The sequence below is a fragment of the Acetanaerobacterium sp. MSJ-12 genome (assembly GCF_018917875.1).
GTDB classification, from domain to species: domain Bacteria; phylum Bacillota; class Clostridia; order Oscillospirales; family Ruminococcaceae; genus Bittarella; species Bittarella massiliensis.
The window spans coordinates 158,665-179,251 of record NZ_JAHLPK010000005.1; the positions used below are offsets into that span (position 1 = coordinate 158,665).

The 20,587-nt window shown below is 64.4% G+C and carries 21 protein-coding genes and 1 tRNA gene; 19 read left to right on the forward strand and 3 right to left on the reverse strand.

The features are described from left to right. Positions 1 to 17 precede the first annotated feature (17 nt). From pdxS to KQI11_RS07510, 11 genes are all read left to right on the forward strand, one after another. A complete protein-coding gene (gene pdxS / locus KQI11_RS07460; RefSeq protein WP_044993025.1) occupies positions 18 to 896 on the forward strand; it encodes a pyridoxal 5'-phosphate synthase lyase subunit PdxS in 879 nt (292 codons plus the stop codon). 1 nt (position 897) lies between these two features. Beyond that, positions 898 to 1,473 (forward strand): pyridoxal 5'-phosphate synthase glutaminase subunit PdxT, encoded by a 576-nt coding sequence (gene pdxT / locus KQI11_RS07465; protein ID WP_216401665.1) that lies wholly within the window; start codon positions 898 to 900, stop codon positions 1,471 to 1,473. 475 nt (positions 1,474 to 1,948) lie between these two features. Continuing rightward, positions 1,949 to 3,826: a DUF3825 domain-containing protein gene (locus KQI11_RS07470; RefSeq protein ID WP_216401666.1), complete on the forward strand. Its 1,878-nt coding sequence runs from the start codon at positions 1,949 to 1,951 to the stop codon at positions 3,824 to 3,826. 411 nt (positions 3,827 to 4,237) lie between these two features. Further along, positions 4,238 to 5,455, forward strand: a complete 1,218-nt coding sequence (locus KQI11_RS07475; protein WP_216401667.1) for a YibE/F family protein — start codon at positions 4,238 to 4,240, stop codon at positions 5,453 to 5,455. Positions 5,456 to 6,487: 1,032 nt separating this feature from the next. Further along, on the forward strand, positions 6,488 to 7,225 hold the full coding sequence (locus tag KQI11_RS07480; RefSeq protein ID WP_216401668.1) for a gamma-glutamyl-gamma-aminobutyrate hydrolase family protein: 738 nt from the start codon (positions 6,488 to 6,490) through the stop codon (positions 7,223 to 7,225). A 236-nt stretch (positions 7,226 to 7,461) separates the two neighbouring features. Then, positions 7,462 to 8,001 (forward strand): phosphoribosyltransferase family protein, encoded by a 540-nt coding sequence (locus KQI11_RS07485; RefSeq protein ID WP_185916192.1) that lies wholly within the window; start codon positions 7,462 to 7,464, stop codon positions 7,999 to 8,001. Between the two features lie 50 nt (positions 8,002 to 8,051). Further along, positions 8,052 to 9,575 (forward strand): ComEC/Rec2 family competence protein, encoded by a 1,524-nt coding sequence (locus tag KQI11_RS13490; protein ID WP_216401669.1) that lies wholly within the window; start codon positions 8,052 to 8,054, stop codon positions 9,573 to 9,575. A gap of 1,213 nt (positions 9,576 to 10,788) precedes the next feature. After that, positions 10,789 to 11,961, forward strand: coding sequence for a dehydroquinate synthase/iron-containing alcohol dehydrogenase family protein (locus KQI11_RS07495; RefSeq protein WP_216401670.1), 1,173 nt, complete (start codon positions 10,789 to 10,791; stop codon positions 11,959 to 11,961). 935 nt (positions 11,962 to 12,896) lie between these two features. After that, the gene (gene holA, locus KQI11_RS07500) at positions 12,897 to 13,928 is read left to right on the forward strand and encodes a DNA polymerase III subunit delta (protein WP_216401671.1); all 1,032 of its coding nucleotides are present in this window, start codon (positions 12,897 to 12,899) and stop codon (positions 13,926 to 13,928) included. Positions 13,929 to 13,941: 13 nt separating this feature from the next. Then, complete coding sequence (locus KQI11_RS07505; protein ID WP_216401672.1) at positions 13,942 to 14,529, forward strand: ribonuclease M5; 588 nt, start codon at positions 13,942 to 13,944, stop codon at positions 14,527 to 14,529. 47 nt (positions 14,530 to 14,576) lie between these two features. Further along, positions 14,577 to 14,663: transfer RNA gene (locus KQI11_RS07510), tRNA-Leu, on the forward strand. A gap of 110 nt (positions 14,664 to 14,773) precedes the next feature. Here KQI11_RS07510 and KQI11_RS07515 read toward each other — a convergent pair. The 3 genes from KQI11_RS07515 to KQI11_RS07525 form a co-directional block, all read right to left on the reverse strand. Beyond that, positions 14,774 to 15,874, reverse strand: coding sequence for a tyrosine-type recombinase/integrase (locus KQI11_RS07515; protein WP_216401673.1), 1,101 nt, complete (start codon positions 15,872 to 15,874; stop codon positions 14,774 to 14,776). An 86-nt stretch (positions 15,875 to 15,960) separates the two neighbouring features. Next, complete coding sequence (locus tag KQI11_RS07520) at positions 15,961 to 16,395, reverse strand: ImmA/IrrE family metallo-endopeptidase (protein WP_075109711.1); 435 nt, start codon at positions 16,393 to 16,395, stop codon at positions 15,961 to 15,963. Beyond that, positions 16,379 to 16,747 (reverse strand): helix-turn-helix domain-containing protein, encoded by a 369-nt coding sequence (locus KQI11_RS07525; RefSeq protein WP_216401674.1) that lies wholly within the window; start codon positions 16,745 to 16,747, stop codon positions 16,379 to 16,381. The genes KQI11_RS07520 and KQI11_RS07525 overlap by 17 nt, the downstream gene beginning before the upstream one ends. A gap of 178 nt (positions 16,748 to 16,925) precedes the next feature. Between KQI11_RS07525 and KQI11_RS07530 the strand changes: the two genes are divergently transcribed. The 8 genes from KQI11_RS07530 to KQI11_RS07565 all read left to right on the forward strand — a co-directional run bounded on the left by KQI11_RS07530 (position 16,926) and on the right by KQI11_RS07565 (position 20,586). After that, on the forward strand, positions 16,926 to 17,153 hold the full coding sequence (locus KQI11_RS07530; RefSeq protein ID WP_243164440.1) for an XRE family transcriptional regulator: 228 nt from the start codon (positions 16,926 to 16,928) through the stop codon (positions 17,151 to 17,153). 50 nt (positions 17,154 to 17,203) lie between these two features. Next, positions 17,204 to 17,539 carry a hypothetical protein gene (locus KQI11_RS07535; RefSeq protein ID WP_185916201.1) on the forward strand — a complete coding sequence of 112 codons (336 nt, stop codon included), beginning with the start codon at positions 17,204 to 17,206 and terminating at the stop codon, positions 17,537 to 17,539. A 157-nt stretch (positions 17,540 to 17,696) separates the two neighbouring features. Then, complete coding sequence (locus KQI11_RS07540) at positions 17,697 to 17,891, forward strand: hypothetical protein (RefSeq protein ID WP_216401675.1); 195 nt, start codon at positions 17,697 to 17,699, stop codon at positions 17,889 to 17,891. Positions 17,892 to 17,895: 4 nt separating this feature from the next. After that, entirely contained in the window at positions 17,896 to 18,372 is a 477-nt protein-coding gene (locus tag KQI11_RS07545) for a helix-turn-helix domain-containing protein (RefSeq protein ID WP_216401676.1), read from the forward strand. A gap of 190 nt (positions 18,373 to 18,562) precedes the next feature. Further along, positions 18,563 to 18,769: a hypothetical protein gene (locus KQI11_RS07550; protein WP_216401677.1), complete on the forward strand. Its 207-nt coding sequence runs from the start codon at positions 18,563 to 18,565 to the stop codon at positions 18,767 to 18,769. Next, a complete protein-coding gene (locus KQI11_RS07555) occupies positions 18,769 to 19,395 on the forward strand; it encodes a Sak single strand annealing protein (RefSeq protein ID WP_216401678.1) in 627 nt (208 codons plus the stop codon). The genes KQI11_RS07550 and KQI11_RS07555 overlap by 1 nt, the downstream gene beginning before the upstream one ends. Positions 19,396 to 19,441: 46 nt before the next feature. Then, positions 19,442 to 19,909 (forward strand): hypothetical protein, encoded by a 468-nt coding sequence (locus KQI11_RS07560; protein WP_216401679.1) that lies wholly within the window; start codon positions 19,442 to 19,444, stop codon positions 19,907 to 19,909. Between the two features lie 272 nt (positions 19,910 to 20,181). Beyond that, positions 20,182 to 20,586 carry a single-stranded DNA-binding protein gene (locus KQI11_RS07565; RefSeq protein WP_216401680.1) on the forward strand — a complete coding sequence of 135 codons (405 nt, stop codon included), beginning with the start codon at positions 20,182 to 20,184 and terminating at the stop codon, positions 20,584 to 20,586. Position 20,587 lies beyond the last annotated feature (1 nt).

Below are 20,587 nucleotides of genomic sequence, written 5' to 3' on the forward strand. Positions count from 1 at the left end.
CGAGAGGAGAGCGTGAGATGACAGAGCGCGAACAGATGAACCGGAACCTGGCCCAGATGCTCAAGGGCGGGGTGATCATGGACGTGACCAACCCCCGGGAGGCGGAGATCGCCCAGGAGGCGGGCGCGGTGGCGGTGATGGCCCTGGAGCGGGTGCCTTCGGACATCCGCCGGGAGGGGGGCGTGGCCCGGATGAGCGACCCCAAGATGATCGCCGAGATCCAGGCGGCCGTCTCCATCCCGGTGATGGCCAAGGCCCGTATCGGCCACATTGTGGAGGCCCGGGTGCTGGAGGCCATGAAGATCGACTTCATCGACGAGAGCGAGGTGCTCACCCCGGCGGACGACCGCTTCCACCTGGACAAGCGGGCCTTTGCGGTGCCCTTTGTCTGCGGCGCCCGCAACCTGGGGGAGGCCCTGCGCCGCATCGGCGAGGGGGCGGCCATGATCCGCACCAAGGGGGAGGCGGGCACCGGCAACATCGTCGAGGCGGTGCGCCACCAGCGCTGCATGAGCGAGGAGATCGCCCGGCTGTGCTCCCTGCCGAAAGAGGAGCGGATGAGCTTTGCCAAGGAGATCGGCGCGCCCTACGAGCTGGTCTGCCAGGTGGCCGAAGAGGGGCGGCTGCCGGTGGTCAACTTTGCCGCCGGCGGGGTGGCCACCCCGGCCGACGCGGCCCTGATGATGGTGCTGGGCAGCGAAGGGGTGTTCGTGGGCTCGGGCATCTTCCGCTCGGAGAACCCGGAGCGGCGGGCCAAGGCCATCGTCACCGCCACCACCTACTATAACGACCCCAAGATCATCGCCGAGGTGTCCCGCGATCTGGGGGAGGCCATCCGCGGCGTGGAGATCTCCCAGATCCCCGAGAGCCAGCGGATGGAGAACCGGGGCTGGTAGGATGGCGGGGGGAGAGAGGACCGTCGGGGTGCTGGCCCTGCAGGGCTCCTTTGCCGAGCACCTGGCCTGTCTGGGGCGGCTGGAGGGGGTGCGGCCCCTGCCGGTGAAGACCCCGGCCGACCTGGCGCGGGCCGAGGCGCTGATCCTGCCCGGCGGGGAGAGCACCGCCCAGAGCCGGCTGCTGCGGCGCGCCGGCCTCTGGGAGCCGCTGAAGGGCCGGCTGGCGGAGGGGATGCCCGCCTGGGGCACCTGCGCCGGGGCCATCCTCCTGGCCGGCGAGGTGGTGGGGGAGGACCCCCACCTGGGGGCGATGGACATCGCCGTGCGGCGAAACGCCTTTGGCAGCCAGTTGGACAGCTTTACCGCCCGCCAGGCGATCGCCGAGGTGGGGCCCGGGGAGCGGGCGCTGGTCTTCATCCGCGCCCCCTGGATCGAGCGGGTGGGGCCGCGGGCCCAGGTGCTCTGCCGGGTGCGGGGGCAGATCGCGGCGGCCCGCCAGGGGCGGCTGCTGGCCACCGCCTTTCACCCGGAACTCACCGGAGACCTGCAATTTTACCGCTACTTCCTCTCGCTGTGAAGGGGAAACGGGAAGGGGGACGCGCTGCCTGCGGGCGGCGCGCCCCCCTTTTTTGCCCGGTTTGGGGGGAGGGGGCAGTCCGGCGGGGAGGGCGTCTGCGCGGGAAGGGGGGCGGGCAATTTTTGCGGGGGTTGGCTCGGGGGCTGGACGAGGGGCAGTTGCGGCGGGCGGGGGCCTTCTTCCAACGCCCTGGGCGGAGGGGGTGTTTTTGGGGGGGGAGAGGCCACCGAATGGGGTGGCGGGTGCGGGTCTGCGGGGGAAAGGACGACCCTTTTGGGAAAAAGGGGGCCTTTTGCCCGGCCGCAGAGGGGGTGGCTCCTCTGCGCGGCGGGGGACGGCTTGCCGGGAAAAGGGCTTCTATCCCGGCCCCCGCCGGGACGGACTGCGCCTTGTCACTGCCGGCGGATGATGGTACAATAAAACCAGTTTGAGCGCCGCCGGAGGGCGGCCGATTTTGCGGCAAAGGAGCAGATGGATGGACGGCGAGGAGATGCGGTGGGAGGACTGCCCACTGGAAGAACTGATCGGCCAGGAGATGGTCCACTCCCTGGCAAAGCGGTTACAGGTAGAGGAGGGGCCCCTCTTCGAGCGGCTCTGCGCAGCCTACGAGGGCGCCCGGGCGGGCGGCACCCTGCGGCGGGAGGGGGAGGGCCTCGGCTTTTCCCTGGACGGCGGAGTGGAGATCTTGCTGGTGAAAAACAGCAACCCGGCCCGGGACCGGCCCTGTTACCTGAAATACCGCATCGGCGGGGAGCTGCGGCCCGAGGCGGCCGCCCTCTCGGAGGAGGTGCGGGGGGAGATCTACCGGCTGCTGACGGGGCTGCACCCCTTTGGGGAGCCCATCGCCCTGGCCCAGGCCAGTAGCGACCTGATCGCCGCCGGGTACACTAAGGCCAGCTTGGGGGTGTACAAGATGAAGACCGCCTTTGAGCAGCTGGAGGAGTTTGCCCAGCTGCTGACCCGGGAGGAGTTCAGCCCGCCGGTGGTGGAGGTGGTGCTGCGCCCCTGCCCCCGGTACGAGGCGGCGCCGGGCGCGCCGGCGGCCCCTGCCAGGCCGAAGGAGCCGGCGGCCGCCCCCGGGGAGACACCCCCGGGCGGCGGGGGGGAGCGCCCCCTCCCCGAGGGGATGGAGGGGAACATCTTCCTCACCAAGGCGGCGGCGCAGAACGCCAACTACCTGCTCACCGGCCTGCGGGGCGGCTATTTGAGCCACCAGCAGACCGCCCAGCTGATGGAGGGGTACCGGGCGGCCTACCGGGGCGACCGGATCGAGCGCCGGGGGGACGCCTGGTTTTTCGACACCACCCTCACCGGCACCACCGGCGAAGGGGTGGTCGCCTCCTTCAAAGAGGCCAGCCCAGGCGGCAGCTACGGCTGGTATGTCAACTGGGTGGGCTACGACCGGGACAACAGCCGCCCCGGGGACGAGCTGGGCAAGTTCGCCTACCTGGGGAACATGACCGAGTTCCTGCGCACCCTGGCCCAGATGGCCCTGCCCGAGCGCTGGAGCTTTTCGCGGGACAACGCCGACGACTACTCCATTTTGGTGCGCTACATCAAGTACACCTTTTACCGCCTCAAGCAGGAGGGGAAGGTCTGCATCCTCGAGCGGGAGGGGCGGCGGGAGTTCGCGGCCTTCAACACCGGGCTGGTGGACCACACCTACGAGGAGATCTACGCCTGTTTCCTCCCCAACGCCCAGCCGGAAAAGACCCCCTGGGCCTTTGACTGCTTCTGCACCGCCGGCTCGCGGGGGGCGGGCAAGCGGCTGGTGGACAGCTTCAACCCCCTGCCCCAGGCGGCCAGCTACTTCCGCCGCAAGGAGGACCTGCTCTACGACCTGGAGCGGGAGCTGATCCTCGACCGCCACCACATCATTGTGGACAACGTCAACCGCCTCCCCCTGGACTTTTTGGAGGAGGTGCTCTACGACAGCGGGGAGATGCGCCCGGTGCTCTGCGGGCTGCGGGAGGGCCGCCCCGGGGAGCAAAAGGCCCTCTACGACCAGTTGCGGGCCTTTTTGGACAGCGGCGACAAGCACTTTCGCCGCATCTGCAGCCGGGTGGACGAGGCGGTGGAACTGGCCAAGAAGCGGGTGCGGTGGAACTTCAAGACTGCCCTGCCCTGCTTCTTCCCCACCCGCAATGTGATGAGTTTGATGCTCCCCCTGGCCCTGCTGCGCGACGACCGGGTGGACGTGGCGCTGGTGGTGGAGCTGACCCAGTCGGGCAACTACCAGGGGCAGACCATCCTCCCCCTGCGGGAGGCCTATATCGACGCCCGGCTCCTCTGCCGGCCCGACAGCGACTGGCTGGACACCAGCGCCGCCGCGGCCGCGGGGGAGGAGGACTAGGCCGGCAGAGAGGGCGGCGCGAGCAGATGGACCGCCGGGGTGGCTGACCGTGGGGGAAGGCGAAGAGAGGGCCTTGGGAAAGAGGTGCTCCCGCTTTCCTGCGGGGGATTTTGCGGGGAAGAGGGGACTTTTTGGGGCGCTGTTCCGACTCTCTGCAGGGGGGAGCGCCGCCTATCTGGGCGGGGCTGCGCAGGGGCGCGCTCGCGGCGGCCGTGTGGGAGCGGCGGGCAAAGCGGCTGCTAGCCCCCCTTTGGCGGCGACGGCGAAAGAGGGGGCGGGATAGCCCTCTTTTTTGCTGCCCAGCGGGGAAATTTGACATTGCCCAGCGGTTGACGGGGGCGGCGGCGGGACGGTATACTGGTACAATATTGCCCGCCCCCGTGGCGGGCGGAAGAGAGGGAGGACGGACGCGTGAAGCAGAAACTGATCTACCTGCTGACGGTGCTCTGCTCGGTGCTGCTGCTCTGGGGCGGCAACAAGATCGCCACCGAGGACCTGGCGCTGCAGGGCGATGGGGCCGCCGCCGAGACGGTGAAGGTGCGGGTGGTGGAGATCACCGCCCGGGTGCCCAGCCAGGTGGTCATCGACGGGATCACCCAGACCACTCAGGACAGCACCTACTTCAAAGGGGAGGTGCTCGCCGGGGCGCGCAAGGGGCAGGTGCTCTTTGCCAAGCAGCAGCTCGACCCCCTCATGGGCGGGCAGCCCGACCAGGTGCAGGCGGGGGACAAGGTGCTGCTGACCCACAACCCCGACGAGCAGGCCGACACCGACTGGATCTGGGCCGAGCGGGTGCGCAGCGACGCCCTGATTTGGCTGGGGGTGGTGTTCTGCCTGGTGCTCTTTGCCTTTGGGCGGGCCAAGGGGGTCAACACCATCCTCTCCCTGGGCTTTACCATCGCCGCCATCTTCGCGGTCTTTGTGCCCGCCATCCTCTCGGGCCAAAACGTCTACCTCTGGGCCATTTTGGTCTGCGCCTTCATCGTGGTGATGACCCTGCTCATCGTCAACGGGCCGGGCCGTAAGAGCCTGGCCGCCGGGCTGGGCTGCGCGGCGGGGGTGCTGATCACCGGGCTGCTGACCTTTGGGATGGACAAGATCATCCGCCTGACGGGGATGGTGGACGAGAACTCGATGTTTTTGATGTACCTCAACGGGGAGAAGCCGCTGGATCTGAAGGCCATCATCTTTGGAGCCATCATCATCGGCGCGGTGGGGGCCATCATGGACGTGGCGGTGGACATCGCCGCCTCCCTCTACGAAATCAAGCGGAAGCTGCCCCAATCGAGTTTTCACAGCCTGGTGCGCTCGGGCTACACCATCGGGCGGGACATCCTGGGCACCATGGCCAACACCCTGGTGCTGGCCTACATCGGCAGCTCCCTGTCGGTGGTGCTCCTCCTCTTTGCCTACAACGACTCCCTGCTCTACATCCTCAACCGGGAGATGATCGTGGTGGAGATCCTGCAGGCGCTGGTGGGCAGCTTCGGCATCCTTCTGACCATCCCCGCCACCTCCCTGATCTGCGGGCTGCTCTACGGCCACCGGGGAGGCGAGGGGGAAGACGACGCCAAAAAAGCCGAGGAGGCGCCCCGGAAGCCCAGTTGGGAGGACCTGCCCAATCTATAAAGGGAATAGACTTTACATGCTTCGGCGCGCCCCGGCGGACAGGCTGCTGCGGCGCGGGCGGGGCCAAACGGGAGAAGCGGCCAAGGGGCGGCGGCTCTGGTGCAGAGGGCACCGGGACCGCCGCCCCTCCTTCTTTTTCAGGGGGCTGGCCGGCAAGGGGGGTAAGCGCGGGGAAAAGCGCCCCTGTGGGGAAGGGGGTGGACGCGGGGAGCGGATGGCGGCGCTGCCTTTCTGGATACGGCCCGCTTAGGGGGGAGACGGTCGGGATGGGAGTGGGTGGCGGTGCTGCCCCTCTGGACACGGCCCACTTGGGCGGGGAAAGACGGCCGGGATGGGAGGGGATAGCGGTGCTGCCCCTCTGGACACGGCCCACTTGGGCGGGGGAAGACGGCCGGGTCGGGAGCAGATGGCGGCGCTGCCCTTCCGGACACGGCCCGCCTGGGCGGGGAGACGGCCGGGATGGGAGAGGATGGCGGTGCTGCCCCTCCGGACACGGCCTGCCTGGGCGAGGAGACGGCCGGGATGGGAGGGGATAGCGGTGCTGCCCCTCTGGACACGGCCCACTTGGGCGGGGGAAGACGGCCGGGTCGGGAGCAGATGGCGGCGCTGCCCTTCCGGACACGGCCCGCCTGGGCGGGGAGACGGCCGGGATGGGAGAGGATGGCGGTGCGGCCCCTCCGGACACGGCCCGCCTGGGCGGGGGAGACGGCCGGGTCGGGAGCGGATGGCAGTGCTGCCCCTCCGGACACGGCCCGCCTGGGCGGGGAAGACGGCCGGGATGGGGGCAGGCAGGGCCTTTTAGAGGAAGGAGAGGGGGACTTTTTCCCTGGGGACGGCTGCGGAGTGGACAGGGATCGCTGTAAAGGCAAGCGGCTTTATATAGACCGAGGAGGAGCCGTCCGGCAATATGCACCTGAACGGGGGAAAAAACTGATACAAGTGTAGAAAATAAGCCTGGGCACTGGTTGCTTTTTGTGTTTTTTGGTATACTGATAGCAGGCAAAGCGCCAATACATAAAAGGTAGTGATTCTATGAAAAAACCAGTGATCGGCATCACTGCGGGCACCACTGTACACGACGACCCGGTGTTTTTTGGCTGCAGCAGCGACTATGTGCACGATGAGTACGTCGCCGCTGTCCATCGGGCGGGGGGTGTGCCGATCCTGCTGCCCATCACCGGCGACCGGGCGGTGGTACAGGCCCAGCTGGAGCTCTGCGACGGGGTGGTGCTCACCGGCGGAAACGACTTGAGCCCCCTGCTCTACGGGCAGGAGCCCCACCAAAATCTCACCGCCGTCTCCGACCGGCGCGACCGCTTTGACATGTATGTCTGCAAGCTGGCGCTGCAGGCGGAACTGCCCATCCTGGGCATCTGCCGGGGCTGCCAGATCCTCAACGTGATCTGCGGCGGCACCCTCCACCAGGACCTGCCCAGCCTCTCCACCTCCTTTGTGCAGCATATGCAGCCCAGCCACCCCACCCAGGCCAGCCACACGGTGAGCGTGGACAGCCAGTCGGTGCTGGCCCCCATTTTGGGGGAGACGGCGCTGGTCAACTCGCTGCACCACCAGGCCATCGACCGGGTGGCTGAGGGCTTTCTCACCGCCGCCACCGCCAAGGACGGGGTGGTGGAGGCCATCGAGCGCCAGGGCGGCTCCTTTGCCCTGGGGGTGCAGTTCCACCCGGAGATGCTCTCCGCCACCCGGGCGGACATGCTGGCGATCTTCCAGCTGCTGATGGAAGTCTGCGGCGGCGGGGAACAGGACTAGGCGGGGCAAAATTTTTCGCCCCTTTTTTGGCGTTTCCCCTTTATTGCGGGGGAAGTTGTGCTATAATAGCCGAGGACGGCTGTCCCCCCGGGGGCGGCCGATGTTCCCTTTTGCCCCTTTGCAGGGGCGCGAGAGGGGGCAAGACGGGGGACCGGGAGAGGCCCGGCCCAAAAAAAGGTTCGGCGGGCGCGGCCCTTATGGGGCGGGCCGCCGAAGCGGTGTAAAGGGAGTTTAGCATGGAAAAGTTCTATCCGATCGAGATCGCCGGGTGCAAGCGGCAGCTGCCCATCTGCAAGGTGGACGACCACCTGTCCATTGCGGCCTTCGTCATGTTTTCCGACGTGGAGATCACCATCGCCTGCGCCAGAGAGCTGCTGAAGGTCGTGCCGGAATTCGACTACATCGTCACCGCCGAGGCGAAGGGCATCCCCCTGGCGTACGAGATGTCCCGCCAGAGCGGCAAGAATTACTACCCGGCCCGCAAGATGACCAAGCTCTACATGACCGACCCCATCCACGTGAGCGTCAAGTCCATCACCACCGCCAAGGTGCAGGACCTCTACCTGGACAAGGCCGACGCCGACGTGCTCAAGGGCAAGCGCATCCTGATCGTGGACGACGTCATCAGCGGCGGCGACTCCCTGCGCGCCATGGAAGTGCTGGTCAACGAGGCCGGCGGCAACATCGTCGGCAAGGCCACCGTGCTGGCCGAGGGCGATGCCGCCAACCGCGACGACATCATCTTTTTGGACAAACTTCCCGTTTTTGAAAAATAGGACAGACTGCGGCGGGCTGCGGCCCGCCCACTGACGAGGTGGGGCAGTTGGTGAAGCGGCCTCTGGGGACGATCGGCTTTGGCTGGTTTTTGTCTCTGGAGGCCGCTTATTTTTTGCCCCTCTCCCCGCTGGCCAAGGGGGTGCTGGCGGCGGGGTCGGCGGCGGCCGGGCTGCTGCTTTTGCTGCTGGCGCGGCGGCGGGCGCTGCCGTCGGCCCTCCTCTGTCTGGCGGCGGCCGCGGCGGTGGCGGCCAACGCCTGGGTCTGCGCCGCCCGGGTGGAGCCGGTCCGGCGGCTGGCCGGGCAGTTGGGGGAGACGGTGCTGGAGGTGACCGAGGCCCCCCGGCAGACCGGTGGGGTGACCCGCTTTGTGGCCCGGGTGGGGTCCACCACCGCCGAGGGGGCGCCCGATTTCCCCTTTTTGGCGGAGGTGCTCGTCTGGGGGACGGTGGATCTGCAGGTGGGGGACCAGGCGGTCTGCACCGCTCGGTTTGGGCTCCCCGACCGCCCGGCCGGGGGCTGGGACAGCTTGACGCCCCGGGGCATCTACCTCTCGGCCGAGCTGTTGAGCGAGGAGCACCTCCTCTTTTTGGGGCACCGGGACAGCCCGGCCGCCGCCCTGGAGCGCTGGCGGCAGCGGCTGGCCGCTTCGGTCCGGCGGCAGTTGCCCTCCCAGGCGGGGGAGCTGGTGGCGGCCATGAGCTGGGGGGAGCGCGCCGCCCTTTCGGAGGGGGTGCGGGGGGATTTTCAGACGGCGGGGGTGGCCCACCTGCTGGCCCTCTCGGGGCTGCACCTGGGGCTCTGCGCGGCCATGGGCGCGGGGCTGGTGCGGCTGCTGGGGGGCTCCAAGCGGGGGGCGGTGCTGGCGGGGGCGGTTTTGGCCCTCCTCTACGGGGCGCTGGTGGGGTTTTCCCCCTCCATCTGCCGGGCGGTGGTGCTCTGCTGCTACGGGGCGGGGGCCTTTCTCTGCCGCCGGACGGTGGACGGCCCCACCGCCATGGGGGTATGCGCCCTGGTGCTGACCCTGGGGGACCCCTTGGCGGTGGCCGACCTGCGGCTGCTGCTCTCCTTTGGCTCCACCTGTGCGCTGGTGCTGGCCCTGCCCCAGGTGCGCCGGGCGGTGGGGGAGCGGGGGCCGCTGGTGACCAGCCTTTGCCAGACCGGGGTGGTGCTGGGCTGCACCGGGCCGCTGTTGGCCCTCTCCTTTGGCGAGCTGTCCCTGCTGGCCTTTGCCGGCAACCTGCTCTGCCTGCCCCTGGCGGGGCCCACGGTGCTGGGGGGCGCCCTCTGCGGCCTGCTGGGGCTGTTGCCCAGCCCCTGGGGGCAGGCGCTGGGCTACCCCTTTGCCGTTCTGGCTGGGCTCTGCGCCCGGGCCATGGCGGCGGCGGCCTACCTGCTGGCTCGGTGGGACTGGCTGGTGCTCCCCCTGCAGGGGCCGGGCGTCTGGTACGGGCTGGGGGCGGCCTGCCTGTGGGGGGCCATCTGCCTGCAGCTGCCCGAGCGGGTCCATCGGCTGCGCTGGCTGGCGGCGGGGGTGGCGTTCTGCGTTTTGGGGGGCTGGCTGCTGGCGGGGTGAGGGGGAGAGCGGCGGACTTTGCCTTGGGCGCGGGGGCGCGGGGCTGCGACGCGCTGGTTTGGCCGGCTGGGGAGAGGGCGCCCTGCCCTGTTTTCTTCGCGCAGGGTGTGAGGTCGCGACGGCGGATCGGCGGGCGGGCCGGGGGAGGAGATCCCCTCGCCCCGCTTTTTTGCTGGATCGGGGGCGAAGTCTCCTCCTCTCTGCCCACCGGCGATTTCATCGCTGTGCGGGAACGGAGGCGCTGGTGGATTCGGCGCGGTGTTTGGGGACGGGCTGCCTTTGAGGACGGTCGACTGTGGTCCCAAGCGGGAGGGGGGACCGTCCGGCTCGCCGGTGCGCCGGAGGGGGAGCTGCTGCAGGGGGCGCGGGGGTGCAGCGCGCCTGCCGCCGCCTGCCAGTCTTCTTTTTCCCTCAAAAGAGGATCTCTCTTGGCCTCCCGCAACAAGCCTGCCGCCCGCACGACCGCTCCACACCGACACAGGGGGGCTGCGCTCCCCCTTCACAAGTGCCTAGCCAACCGCGCTTCCCCCACCCCCCCAGGCGGTTGAGCTGCCCATCCGCCTTGATTTTATCTCTACCGCAGAAAGCAGTGCAAAAAAGGCGTCTTCCCCGCGCTGCAGCGCGTGCTGGAGGGGCGGCCGGCCAAGGGGGAAAGCAGGCTGTCTTTGAAGGGGGAGGGGCAACGCCGCCCAACGGGGGCAGTGCGGCTGGGGCGGCCGGCCTCGCGAGTGCTTGGAACTGCTTTGCGGGTGTGCGGCCCGCAGGGGAGGGCTGGAACCTTTGGAAAGGGCGCGGCGGTCATCGGATGCGGGGAGAGGGGAGGGACGCCGAGCTGTCGGTTTGCCCGGGAAATGGGGAAAGCGACGATTTGCCGGACGCCGGTGGAGCGGGCAGAGGGGAGAGGTTTCCCATGTCGGCGCGGGCCGGTCTCCAAGTGTCCGCCAGGTGGACGGCGCGCTCGGTCAAGGGGGAGGGGGGCCGTCCGCGGCGGGAGCGCTTTGGTTTGAAGGGGCTGTCAGAGGGGCCACACGGCTCGGCAAGGAGTGCCAACGCGCCCTTCTTCGGCTGTTTAGACGGCTTGGCGGGGCTGTGAGGGGGAGAAAGGCGTGGGAATTTTTTACATACTCTTTTCAAATCTCTCCCCGGCCGCTACAATAGGGGAAAGGGAGAGTGGGCGGCGGTAGGGCGCCGCACGGCGAGGGGAGGAAACGATATGACACAGTTTTGCGGCCGGGTCGACACCGAGCTCATCAGCGGCCCCCAGGTCTTTGACCGGGCCATTGGGGCGGTGCGCGGGCACCTGGACAAGCTGATGGTGCTCTACGACGGGCGGGTGATCGGCGGGCGGCTGCACGATCTGCTCTACGAGACGCTCTGGGCCCACGGCTTTCACTGGACCGAGATGGACCTGGCCGAGGGAGAGGGGCCGCCGTTTGCGCGGGACGCGCTGGGGCCGTCGTCCCTGGCGGGCGGGGAGGACCCGTCCGGCGGCAGTCGGGTGGTGGCCCGGGGGATCGACATCTACCAGAGATACCGGCTCGACGGCATCCTCGCCGTGGGCGGGGCCCGCACCCTGCTGTGCGCCCAGGCCATTGCCGCGGCGGGCCGCTTTGGCCGGCGGGAGGCGGGCGGGGGCCCGACCATCCCCCTCTTTGCCATCTTTACACTGGCCTCCTCCGGCAGGGAGGGGGCGCTGCCGGGGTTCGCCCCGGTGGGCTCGCCCGAGCTGCTGCCCCGGCTCATCGCCCTGGACCCCGTTTTTGCCTACACCGGCGACCGGGGCCAGGTGGCGGAGGAGATCGCCGGTCTCTTCTGCCGGGGGCTGGAGCTCTCCTTTGCCCCGGGGGAGGGGGCCTATCTGCAGCGGCAGCTGGCCGAGGGCATCCTCAGGACCTGCATCCACTGTGCGGGCGGCGCCCTGCGGGGGGAGGAGCGGGACTGCAGCGACCTGCTCCGGGCCCTGGGGCTGGCTGTCAGCGAGCTGCCCGGCTGGGGCCGCAAGCTCCCCTGGGGGGTGCACGGCATGGGGCGGCAGCTCTGCGAGCGCTTTGACATCCCTTGCGGGGCGGCGCTGTCGGTTTTGGCCCCGGCCTGGATGGGCTACGTGCTGCGGGCGACCACCCTGGAGAAGTTTGCCGAGTACGGCGTTCACGTCTGGCGGTTGAGCGGAGAGCTGCCCAAAGAAGAGCTGGCCCGCCGGGCCATCGACGAGACCCAGCGCTTTTTCACCCAGGTGCTGGGGCTGCCCGAGCGGCTGGGGGAGCTGGGCGTCGCTGGAGATCAGCTGGGGGAGCTGGCCGAGCGGGCCGCCACCCCGGCGCTGCAGGAGGGGGTCGTCCCCCTGGACGCAGCCGACGTGCTGGAGATCTACCGGGCCTGCCTGTGAGGCGCGCAGGGGGCGGGGCGAAGGGAGGAAACTCCCTTGCCCCGCCCCCTTTTTGTTTTTCGGTGGCCGGATCGGACAGCGCTTGGCGGAGGCGGAGAGCGGGGGAAAGGGGAAATCGTGACCCGCTGCCGCTGCGCCGGGGCGGCGGGGGGATGCGATGGCGAGGAATGGGCTGGCGAGGGGGCTGTCTGGCGGGGGCGGAGAGGGAAATCCCTCGGCCTCATGTCTTTTTTGCTTTTGCGGCCGGTTGGGGCGTCTGGAGGAGGGGACCCCTTCTGCCGCTGCGCCGGGCGGAGGGAGGGCGCGGCGGCGGGCCGCTCTCTTTGCAGGCGGTGCTCTGGCGGGGGTTGTCTCGTTCCGTGCCGGCGGGGGTTGTCTGGGCTTGTGCAGGCCCTTCTTTCGGCCGCTCCTTCGCCGCTGCACGGAGGTGGGGTGGAGGGGAGCGGCTTATTTTGGCGGCTGGGTTCTCCGCCGGGTTTCCCGGGGATTTTTGTGCTCCTTTCGAGGGGGCGTTTCACTCGGCGGGGGGAGAGGGGTGCGGACGCCCTTTTGGCTGGCGGTATGATGGGGGAGCTTGGCCCTCTCTCTGGCGGGATGCGCTGCCCTTTTGCCCGGCGGGAGAGCGTTTGGGCGGAGGGGAGGGGTTGCTGGGCGGGCTCTTGGCCGGCTGTGCGCGGGGGGCCAGGCGCTGTGCCGACAGGGGAAAGGGGCCTGTCGGGGATGGAGGGGGAGAGCGCCGCTCCGGCACGGCCGCGGCGGGGAGCTCGGCGGCGGGGGGACGGTGTCGGCGGCGGCTGGGGGGAGGGCGCTTTGCCCCAACTGTCCGCCGGCAGGGCGGGCGGCGGATTGCCTATGGAAAAAGGGGCGGCGGTTTGCTATAATGACTAGAGATGCGGGCGGCCGCGGGGCGGCCCGGCGAGAGGGGAGAGGCGAGCTTGAAGTACACGGCCACCAATTTTGCCAAGGCGGTAAAGGGCGGGCCCCTGGGGGGGCTCATCTACTTTTTCGGCGACCAGCGCTACCTGATGGAGCGCTTCACCGCACAGCTGCTGGAGGCGCTGGGCGCGGGGGAGGAACAGGTCGTCCGCCTGGACGGGGACGAGCTGGACTTCGACGCCCTGGGCGACGAGGTGGTGACCGTCTCCTTCACCCCGCCCAAAGTGCTGGTGATCAGCGGGCTCTCCCCCGAGGGGATGAGCGAGGCCCAGATCAAGCGGCTGGGGGAGATGGCCGACTACCTCTCCCTGGAGACGGTGCTCATCGCCCAGGAGAAGTTTGTCAAGGAGAGCTACAAGGTCAAGCGTGCCAAGGCCCAGAAGCTGCGCAAGCTGGCCGACGCCAAGGGGGCGCTGGTGGACGTCAACAAGCCGGACGCGGCCTCCTGCGCCAAGCTGGCGTCGGCCCTCGCCCGGGAGGAGGGCATCGCGATCGCCGAGCGGGACGTGGCCTACCTGGTGGAGCACTGCGGCGGCGATCTGCTGAAGGTGCAAAACGAGCTGAAGAAGCTGGGCAGCTACCGGCTGGGGGAGACGGTGCGGCGGGAGGATATCGACCGCTTCACCGCCCCCACGGTGGAGCGCACCTCCTTTGAGATGGCGCGGGCTTTGATCCGGGGCGATGTGCGCCGGGCGCTCCACCTGCTGGGGGACCTGCTGGACGCCCGGGAGGAGCCCATCACCATTGTGGCGGCCCTGGCCATCAACTTCTGCGATATGTACAAGGTCAAGTGCGGCCAGGCCGACCGGCTGGCCACCCCGCAGATCGAAAAGACCTTTGGCTACCGGCCGGGGGACTTTCGGGTCAAGCAGGCGGTGCAGAACAGCCGCAGCCTGAAGTACGGGCAGGTGGTGAAGATATTGGAGGAGCTGCTGGAGGCCGACCTGGCCCTCAAGTCCTCCGGCGCCGACGCCACCGTGATCTTGCAGCGGCTGCTGGTGCAGATCAGCCTGCTGCTGCGGGCGCGCTAGAGGGGGGAGCGGGATGGTTCGCTGTGAGCGGGTGATCGTGGTGGAGGGCCGCTACGACAAGATCAAGCTGTCCAACCTGGTGGAGGGGACCATCGTCCCCTGCGGGGGGTTCTCCCTCTTTCACAACGAGGGGAAGAAGCGGGAGATCCGCACCCTGGCGCGACAGAAGGGGGCGGTGATCCTCACCGACAGCGACGTGGCGGGGTTTCAGATCCGCAGCTACCTGAAAAACTACCTGGCCGACTGCGACGTGGTGGACGCCTACATCCCCGACATCTACGGCAAGGAGCGGCGGAAGGCCCGCCCCTCCAAAGAGGGGAAGCTGGGGGTCGAGGGGGTGCCGGGGGAGGTGCTGCTGCGGGCGCTGCAGACCGCCGGCGCCCTGGCGGACGGGGCGCCCCGCCCCCGGGAGATCACCCGGCTGGACCTCTACAACTGGGGGCTGGTGGGGGGCGCTGACAGCGCGGCGCGGCGGGGGGCGCTGCTTGCGCGGCTGGACCTGCCGGAAAACCTCTCCCCCAAGGGGCTTTTGGGGGCGGTCAACGACCTCTGCACCCGGGAGGAGTTGGCGGCCCTGGTGGAGGAGCTGGGGCGGCCTTGACAAACGCGGCCCCGGCGGATATACTGAAAAAGCTGCCAGAGAGGCATGCCGCTGTGGTGGAACCGGCAGACACAAGGGACTTAAAATCCCTCGGGGGAGACTCCGTACGAGTTCAAGTCTCGTCAGCGGCACCAATTAAAACCGCTCAACAAAGCCATTTGTTGAGCGGTCGTTTCTTTTCATAACCCACTCTATAACCCACTTTTGATAAATAGGAAAGCCTCCCGAGTTTGGGAGGCTTTTGTTATTTGTATGGAATATACCTGCGGAGAGACTGGTCTACAAGCTGGGCTGTCCTCTGGTCCTCGCCTTCAAGCTGATGACCATAAACGCCTGTTGTGTCAATATCGGCGCCATGTCCCAGAATCCCTTTTAGCATCTCTAAGGGCACGTCATTTTGGGTCAACGACGTGAAGGTGTGCCGCAACTCGTGGAGGCTCTGGGTGATGCCATGCTGTCTTCTATAGATGCACCATTGGTCATATAGCTTCGTAGGATTTAGACGCTGCCCATCCTCGTCTGGAAAGAGCCAGGGAGAGACGATACCCCGCTCTTTCAGCATTCGCAATTGATCGTCGATGATTTCTTGGGCAATGCCCCATAAAAGGAAGTCCCTGGTTGAGTTTTTGGTCTTGCCTTCGGTCTCTTCGCCGAACCGGTTGATGGAGTGGGAGGTGGAGAGCCGGCCTTTCTTTAGGTCGCGCTTGCGGTTGAGGGCACACAGCTCTCCCCGTCGCAGCCCAGTGGCCGCTAAAAGGCGGTAGGCGTAGATGAAAAAGCAGGGGAGTACTTCGCCTCGCTTGATGTATGTATCCTCTGAAAAGAGCGTTTTAAGCTGCTCTGGTTGAAGGCTGGTTTTCTTTCCTTCAGGGGCGTTTTTGGGGATTTCCAGGTCATCTGGCCATTCAAAGGGGACGCGACGCTTCTTGACATAGCGACAGAAGGTCATAATTGAACCGCGGATGTTTTTGAGGGTCTTTTTGCTCCGGCCGGCTTTATATGCTGCATTGATGCAGTCCTGCCAATCCTGCGGCGTGGTTCGCGCCATTTGTTTGTGTTCCAGTGGCGGAAGAATCCAATTGCGGCCCCTCGACTCGTGGTCAACATAGGCTGTATGGCTGACAGTGGTTTTGACCTCGTTGAGAAAATCGGCCCACAGCTTCCCGACCCGAATATTTTCATCTTTTGAGTTTGTCGCCAACCACTTGTCTGCTTTCTTTTCCGCTTCGATTTTCCCCCTTTTGGAAGGGGTGAAGCTATAAAAGGCCCTGCGTACTCCGTCCTTCTGAACTTTGATTTGCCATCGTTGTGACTTTTCAATCCAAATGGCTTCATTTTTTCTCATGGTTGCTCCCTCCTGCCAAATTGTGTTATAATGACAGGGCAGATGGCTCCCAAACTATCTGCTCTATCCGTTACCCGTCCAGCGCCTTACCGCTGGGCGGGTCTTTTTTCTTCCAGGTCTAACATATAGTAGTATTCTACGGCCTTTTCCACAAACCGCTGTGGGACGTTGAAGAGTTCCGCCAGTTCCCATGGTTCCGTTACTCCGGAATTTATTGCATCGTTGAAGTATTGTCGAGGTATGATTTCTTCGATTGCCCACCGATCGGCCCGAACCTCATGCCGTTCCCGCAAATCAAAAGGGCTATATTGGTTGTAAAAGCTTCCCGTTTTACAGTGCCCCAGTTCATGGGCAAGAGCTGCTTTTTTCTCCGCCGATGTCTCAAATTGAGTTTCATCAATCCCTATGTAGCAAGTGCTATTTTCAAGTAGCGAGAGTGCTTTTGTGAGCGGCAAATTGAGACGCAGAACAGAGATGCCGTCCTTTTCGGCAAGTCTATACAGCTTATTTAATATGTCCATTCCGTCTTTGTTCCTCTACGTATTTTGCGAACCGCTTGACCTCATTCATGATGTCATCGGTTATTTCTTCCGGCGCGTCAAACAGCGCAAATTTTAGTTCTTCATCTGTAATGCCTCCGCCTTCTTCGGCGGGGGCTTTTTCTTTTTTATCTGTGTTCCCGAGGAGGTAGTCAACAGAAACTCCGAAGTAGCTAGCAATTTTGAGAAGGGTTTCCGTAGATAATGATTGTTTGCGCCCCTTTTTAAGGTCTGTCAACGATGCTCTGCTGGCGCCACTTTCCTTGCATAGTTGAGTGACTGAAATTCCTTTTTCGGCACAGAGTTTCTCAATTGTTGTATACAAGATTGACATAAAATACACCACCATTTTGTGGCATTCGCTGTATTTTATGCGAAAGCATAAAACCCGTTGACTTTTACGCTTAAACATAATATCATATAGTCACAGGATGCGAACGCGTAATTTGTATTGGACAAATACACTATATTACATATTCGCGTATACGTCAATAGGAAGGGAGGTGATGTCTTTGGCAAAGAAGCAACTTTGTCAACTTGGCAAGGAAATCAATCACGCACTTGTGGATATTAACCAACCAAAAGAATGGTTGATTGAGCAAGTGCGGCAGGACACAGGGAAATATTTTGACCGCTCCTATCTTCACAAGATCGAGACAGGAGAACTCTCCACCCCAGGAATTGTGTCCAGCATTAGAAAAATCCTTTGTTTAGAGGATAACACAAAGAATGTCCAATAAAACGGACAGTAAAAATCCCCGCCGAAGCGGGGAAAGGGGAGGTGAACACCATGGGAAAATCGCCAGATACATATCGCTACCTCAAGCGGCGGCTTCGCGAACTGGGGATTGACGGAGCGTATCTGTCAGAGTTGCTTGGGTTTTCCAGCCCGGCATCCGTGTACGGCCGTTTTGCGGGGAGCTACCCGTGGAGAATGAGGGAGATGTACCAGGTGCTGGAGATCATCAGGGAACCCCCGGAGCGGCTACATATTGTTTTTCCACCTGATGGCGTCGAGTTTCGGCGCCGGGGTCGGCCGCAAAAAGAACGGCAGAAAAGTCCGAAAGAGCTGCTCATTGAGGCGCTGGGTCTCATGGAGGCAGAGGAAAGGGAGAAATCAGCATGACGCAAACGAAATTGACCGCTGTCGGCTCCCTGCTTTTGATTTTTGCCGGCGGCATGAGCGATGCAGGAGCCGGACTGACCCACGTAATTGGACTTGTCGCCTGTGGGATTGGGTGCATTGTGGCGGCACTGTTGGTCTGGAGAGGGGCGGTGAAGAGATGATCTACCCCTGTATGGATTGCCCCAAGCACAACGAGTGTTGGGATCACGACAAGTGCATCCACTACCGCAAAGCCAAGCAGGCAGCAGAAGAGCTCAAGCGCAAGGAGCGGGAGTGGAGGGATGACTACAATGCCAAAACCGTCATCGAGATCGAGAGGACGGAAAGAATCAGGAAGAGGAAAGGGAGGTGAGAGAATGCCAAAGTACAGAGAAGCACGAATTGCCAAAGGACTAAAACAGGCGGATATTTCTGCCGCCCTTCGACCATTTGGGGAATACGTCCCAGTGCCTGTAATCTCAAGGTATGAGACCGGCCAGTCTCTTCCAACACCGCGCCAGCACGAAATTATGTGCAAGGTTTTGGACAGCGAGAAGCTACTGTCGACGCAGGAGGTCAAATTCTCGTTTATAAGACGGGTTAAGCCGCCAGTGGGGCCTGGAACATCAATTTATAGATTGACGGCAGACACGCCCCAAAAACTAGCCAACAAGTACGCCCCGCTTGGGGTGAAAATCAGAGTTTGTGGGTTGAAGTCTCTATCCCACGCTGCGGCCCTTTGTCTGCGGTGCCTAAATTTGAGGTATTTGCGGGCGGTAAAGAAAAAAGCCGCCCTCGATGGTGCGAACATCGAAGACGGCAAAAGAATAAAAGCCACCCACAGTATAGGCTGAGAGGAGGAAAAAGTCAATGTGTGATATTTGTAGGCAAACAATTTGCCCTTCTGGGTGCCCGAATGCTCCTCTCTGGGAGCCACATTCCTGCGACCTCTGCGAAAACGAAGCGCGCTGGGAGTATGACGGGTTTCATCTCTGCACCCGATGTCTCCACGAGAGCATCACAGAGGACGCGGAGTTTGAGGATATGACCGCCTTTGTGAGCGAAAACCGTGACGAGTGGCATAACTTCCTGGACTTCCTCCTTGATTCCGGAGAACTGGGAGCCGATACCCTCCGGAAGACGCGGTTCGACTGGCCCAAGGCGGCCCAAACATATTGTCTTGGCAATGACTATTTTTTTGAGTATTTGGAGGCCAAAAAAGACCTGGAATACAGGGGGTTGAATGATTGATGGAGAACTATTTCGCAGAACTGAACGCCCTGAACGTGGGCGACAAAATCGAGAAGAAAAACGGGCTATCTTATCTCTCCTGGGCGTGGGCCTGGGGAGAGGTGAAAAAGCTCCACCCGGACGCGCAGTACCGAATCTACGAGAACGCCGACGGCTGGAACTACCACACCGACGGGCGCACCTGCTGGGTCAAGACCGGCGTCACCGTAGCAGGGATTGAGCACATCGAATACCTGCCGGTCATGGACAACCGCAACAAGTCCATCCTGGCCGAAAATGTCACCTCTTTCGACGTCAACAAGGCCATCCAGCGCAGTCTTACCAAGGCGCTTGCCCGGCACGGCCTGGGGCTCTACATATACGCCGGGGAGGATTTGCCGGAGGACGCCCAGAAGGCCGCCAAAGAGGAGGAGAAGAAAGCCAATGCGTCCAAAATCGACGAGATCAAGCAGGCGTCCCTCCTCGGCGAAATCAAGCGCACCGGCTGGACAGTGGAGGGGATGCTCGACTGGTTGTCCGGCCGGTCAGAGACCCCCGTCAACAGCATCAAAGACATCACCCTGGCCCAGTACGTGGGTGTGATGCAGCGCCTGGAGCGCAAGCCCGATGCAGCGGCTGGAGCTTGATTTTTCAGCCGCCCAGTGTTGGCGCGGCCCAGACGGAGACTGGCTGATGCTCAAAATTGACAATGCCCCGGCAGCCCGGCGGTGGATAGACCAGATGTCTGGCGACTGTACCGCCGTCCTCGGCCCCAAACGGCGCAAGCGATCGCTGGACGCCAACGCCTACTTGTGGGCGCTATGCGACCAGATCGCCAAGGCCATCCGCTCCACCAAGGAGGAGGTCTACTGCGCCGCCATCAAGCGGGTGGGGGTGGTTGATGTTATCCCGATGCGGGAGGACGCCGCCGCAGAATGGTGCCACCGCTGGCGGTCTCGTGGTATTGGCTGGGTAGTCGAGACCGCAGACGCGGGCCTGGACGGCTGGGTTGAGGTATTGGCCTACTGGGGGTCAAGCACTTACAGCGCGGCGGAGATGTCCCGCCTCCTGGATGATGTAATCGAGGAGGCCAAGGAGCTGGGGATAGAGACAGCGACACCGGAGCAGCTGGCGTTGATGCGAGAGGAGTGGGGCAGATGATGGGAGAGTGTCCAATCTGCCACCGCTGGCTCCCCCTAGAGCGGCACCACATCTTTGGGGGCTCCAACCGCCGGAAAAGTGAGCGGTACAGCCTCGTGGTTGGTCTGTGCCACTGGTGCCACAATGAGCCGCCGATGGGTGCTCACCACAATGCACAGACAGCCCTCGCCCTCCACCAATATGGACAGCGAAAATGGATGAAGGAGCAGGGCAAGACAATAGACGATTTCCGCCGAGAATTTGGCCGGAACTACCTGTAAGGAGGGTATAAGATGCTTAATATAGCCGCAATTATGGGGCGCTTGACAGCCGACCCGGAGCTTCGCCAGACCCAGTCCGGCAACCCCGTCACCAGCTTCACAGTGGCGGTGGCCCGCTCCTTCGTCAAGCAAGGACAGGAGCGCGAGACCGACTTCATCAACGTGGTGGCGTGGCGCAAGACCGCCGAATTTGTCTGCCGCTACTTCAGGAAGGGAAACATGATTGCCGTGGACGGGTCAATTCAGGCCCGCAAATACCAAGACCGCGACGGCAATAACCGCACTGCCTTTGAGATTTTGGCCGCCAACGTACATTTTTGCGAGAGCAAATCCTCTGGGCCGGAGGTAGATGTGCCGAAAACGCCGATTTTCTCCACTGGGAGTTTTGAGGACGTCCCCGGCGACCTCCCGTTTTAGC

Bases quoted from the DNA above. Each gene is read 5' to 3' on its own strand.
- pdxS (WP_044993025.1), top strand. From the start codon at position 18: ATGACAGAGCGCGAACAGATGAACCGGAACCTGGCCCAGATGCTCAAG.
- pdxT (WP_216401665.1), top strand. From the start codon at position 898: ATGGCGGGGGGAGAGAGGACCGTCGGGGTGCTGGCCCTGCAGGGCTCC.
- KQI11_RS07470 (WP_216401666.1), top strand. From the start codon at position 1,949: ATGGACGGCGAGGAGATGCGGTGGGAGGACTGCCCACTGGAAGAACTG.
- KQI11_RS07480 (WP_216401668.1), top strand. From the start codon at position 6,488: ATGAAAAAACCAGTGATCGGCATCACTGCGGGCACCACTGTACACGAC.
- KQI11_RS07485 (WP_185916192.1), top strand. From the start codon at position 7,462: ATGGAAAAGTTCTATCCGATCGAGATCGCCGGGTGCAAGCGGCAGCTG.
- KQI11_RS07495 (WP_216401670.1), top strand. From the start codon at position 10,789: ATGACACAGTTTTGCGGCCGGGTCGACACCGAGCTCATCAGCGGCCCC.
- KQI11_RS07505 (WP_216401672.1), top strand. From the start codon at position 13,942: ATGGTTCGCTGTGAGCGGGTGATCGTGGTGGAGGGCCGCTACGACAAG.
- KQI11_RS07515 (WP_216401673.1), bottom strand. From the start codon at position 15,874: ATGAGAAAAAATGAAGCCATTTGGATTGAAAAGTCACAACGATGGCAA.
- KQI11_RS07520 (WP_075109711.1), bottom strand. From the start codon at position 16,395: ATGGACATATTAAATAAGCTGTATAGACTTGCCGAAAAGGACGGCATC.
- KQI11_RS07525 (WP_216401674.1), bottom strand. From the start codon at position 16,747: ATGTCAATCTTGTATACAACAATTGAGAAACTCTGTGCCGAAAAAGGA.
- KQI11_RS07535 (WP_185916201.1), top strand. From the start codon at position 17,204: ATGGGAAAATCGCCAGATACATATCGCTACCTCAAGCGGCGGCTTCGC.
- KQI11_RS07540 (WP_216401675.1), top strand. From the start codon at position 17,697: ATGATCTACCCCTGTATGGATTGCCCCAAGCACAACGAGTGTTGGGAT.
- KQI11_RS07545 (WP_216401676.1), top strand. From the start codon at position 17,896: ATGCCAAAGTACAGAGAAGCACGAATTGCCAAAGGACTAAAACAGGCG.
- KQI11_RS07550 (WP_216401677.1), top strand. From the start codon at position 18,563: ATGACCGCCTTTGTGAGCGAAAACCGTGACGAGTGGCATAACTTCCTG.
- KQI11_RS07555 (WP_216401678.1), top strand. From the start codon at position 18,769: ATGGAGAACTATTTCGCAGAACTGAACGCCCTGAACGTGGGCGACAAA.
- KQI11_RS07560 (WP_216401679.1), top strand. From the start codon at position 19,442: ATGCTCAAAATTGACAATGCCCCGGCAGCCCGGCGGTGGATAGACCAG.
- KQI11_RS07565 (WP_216401680.1), top strand. From the start codon at position 20,182: ATGCTTAATATAGCCGCAATTATGGGGCGCTTGACAGCCGACCCGGAG.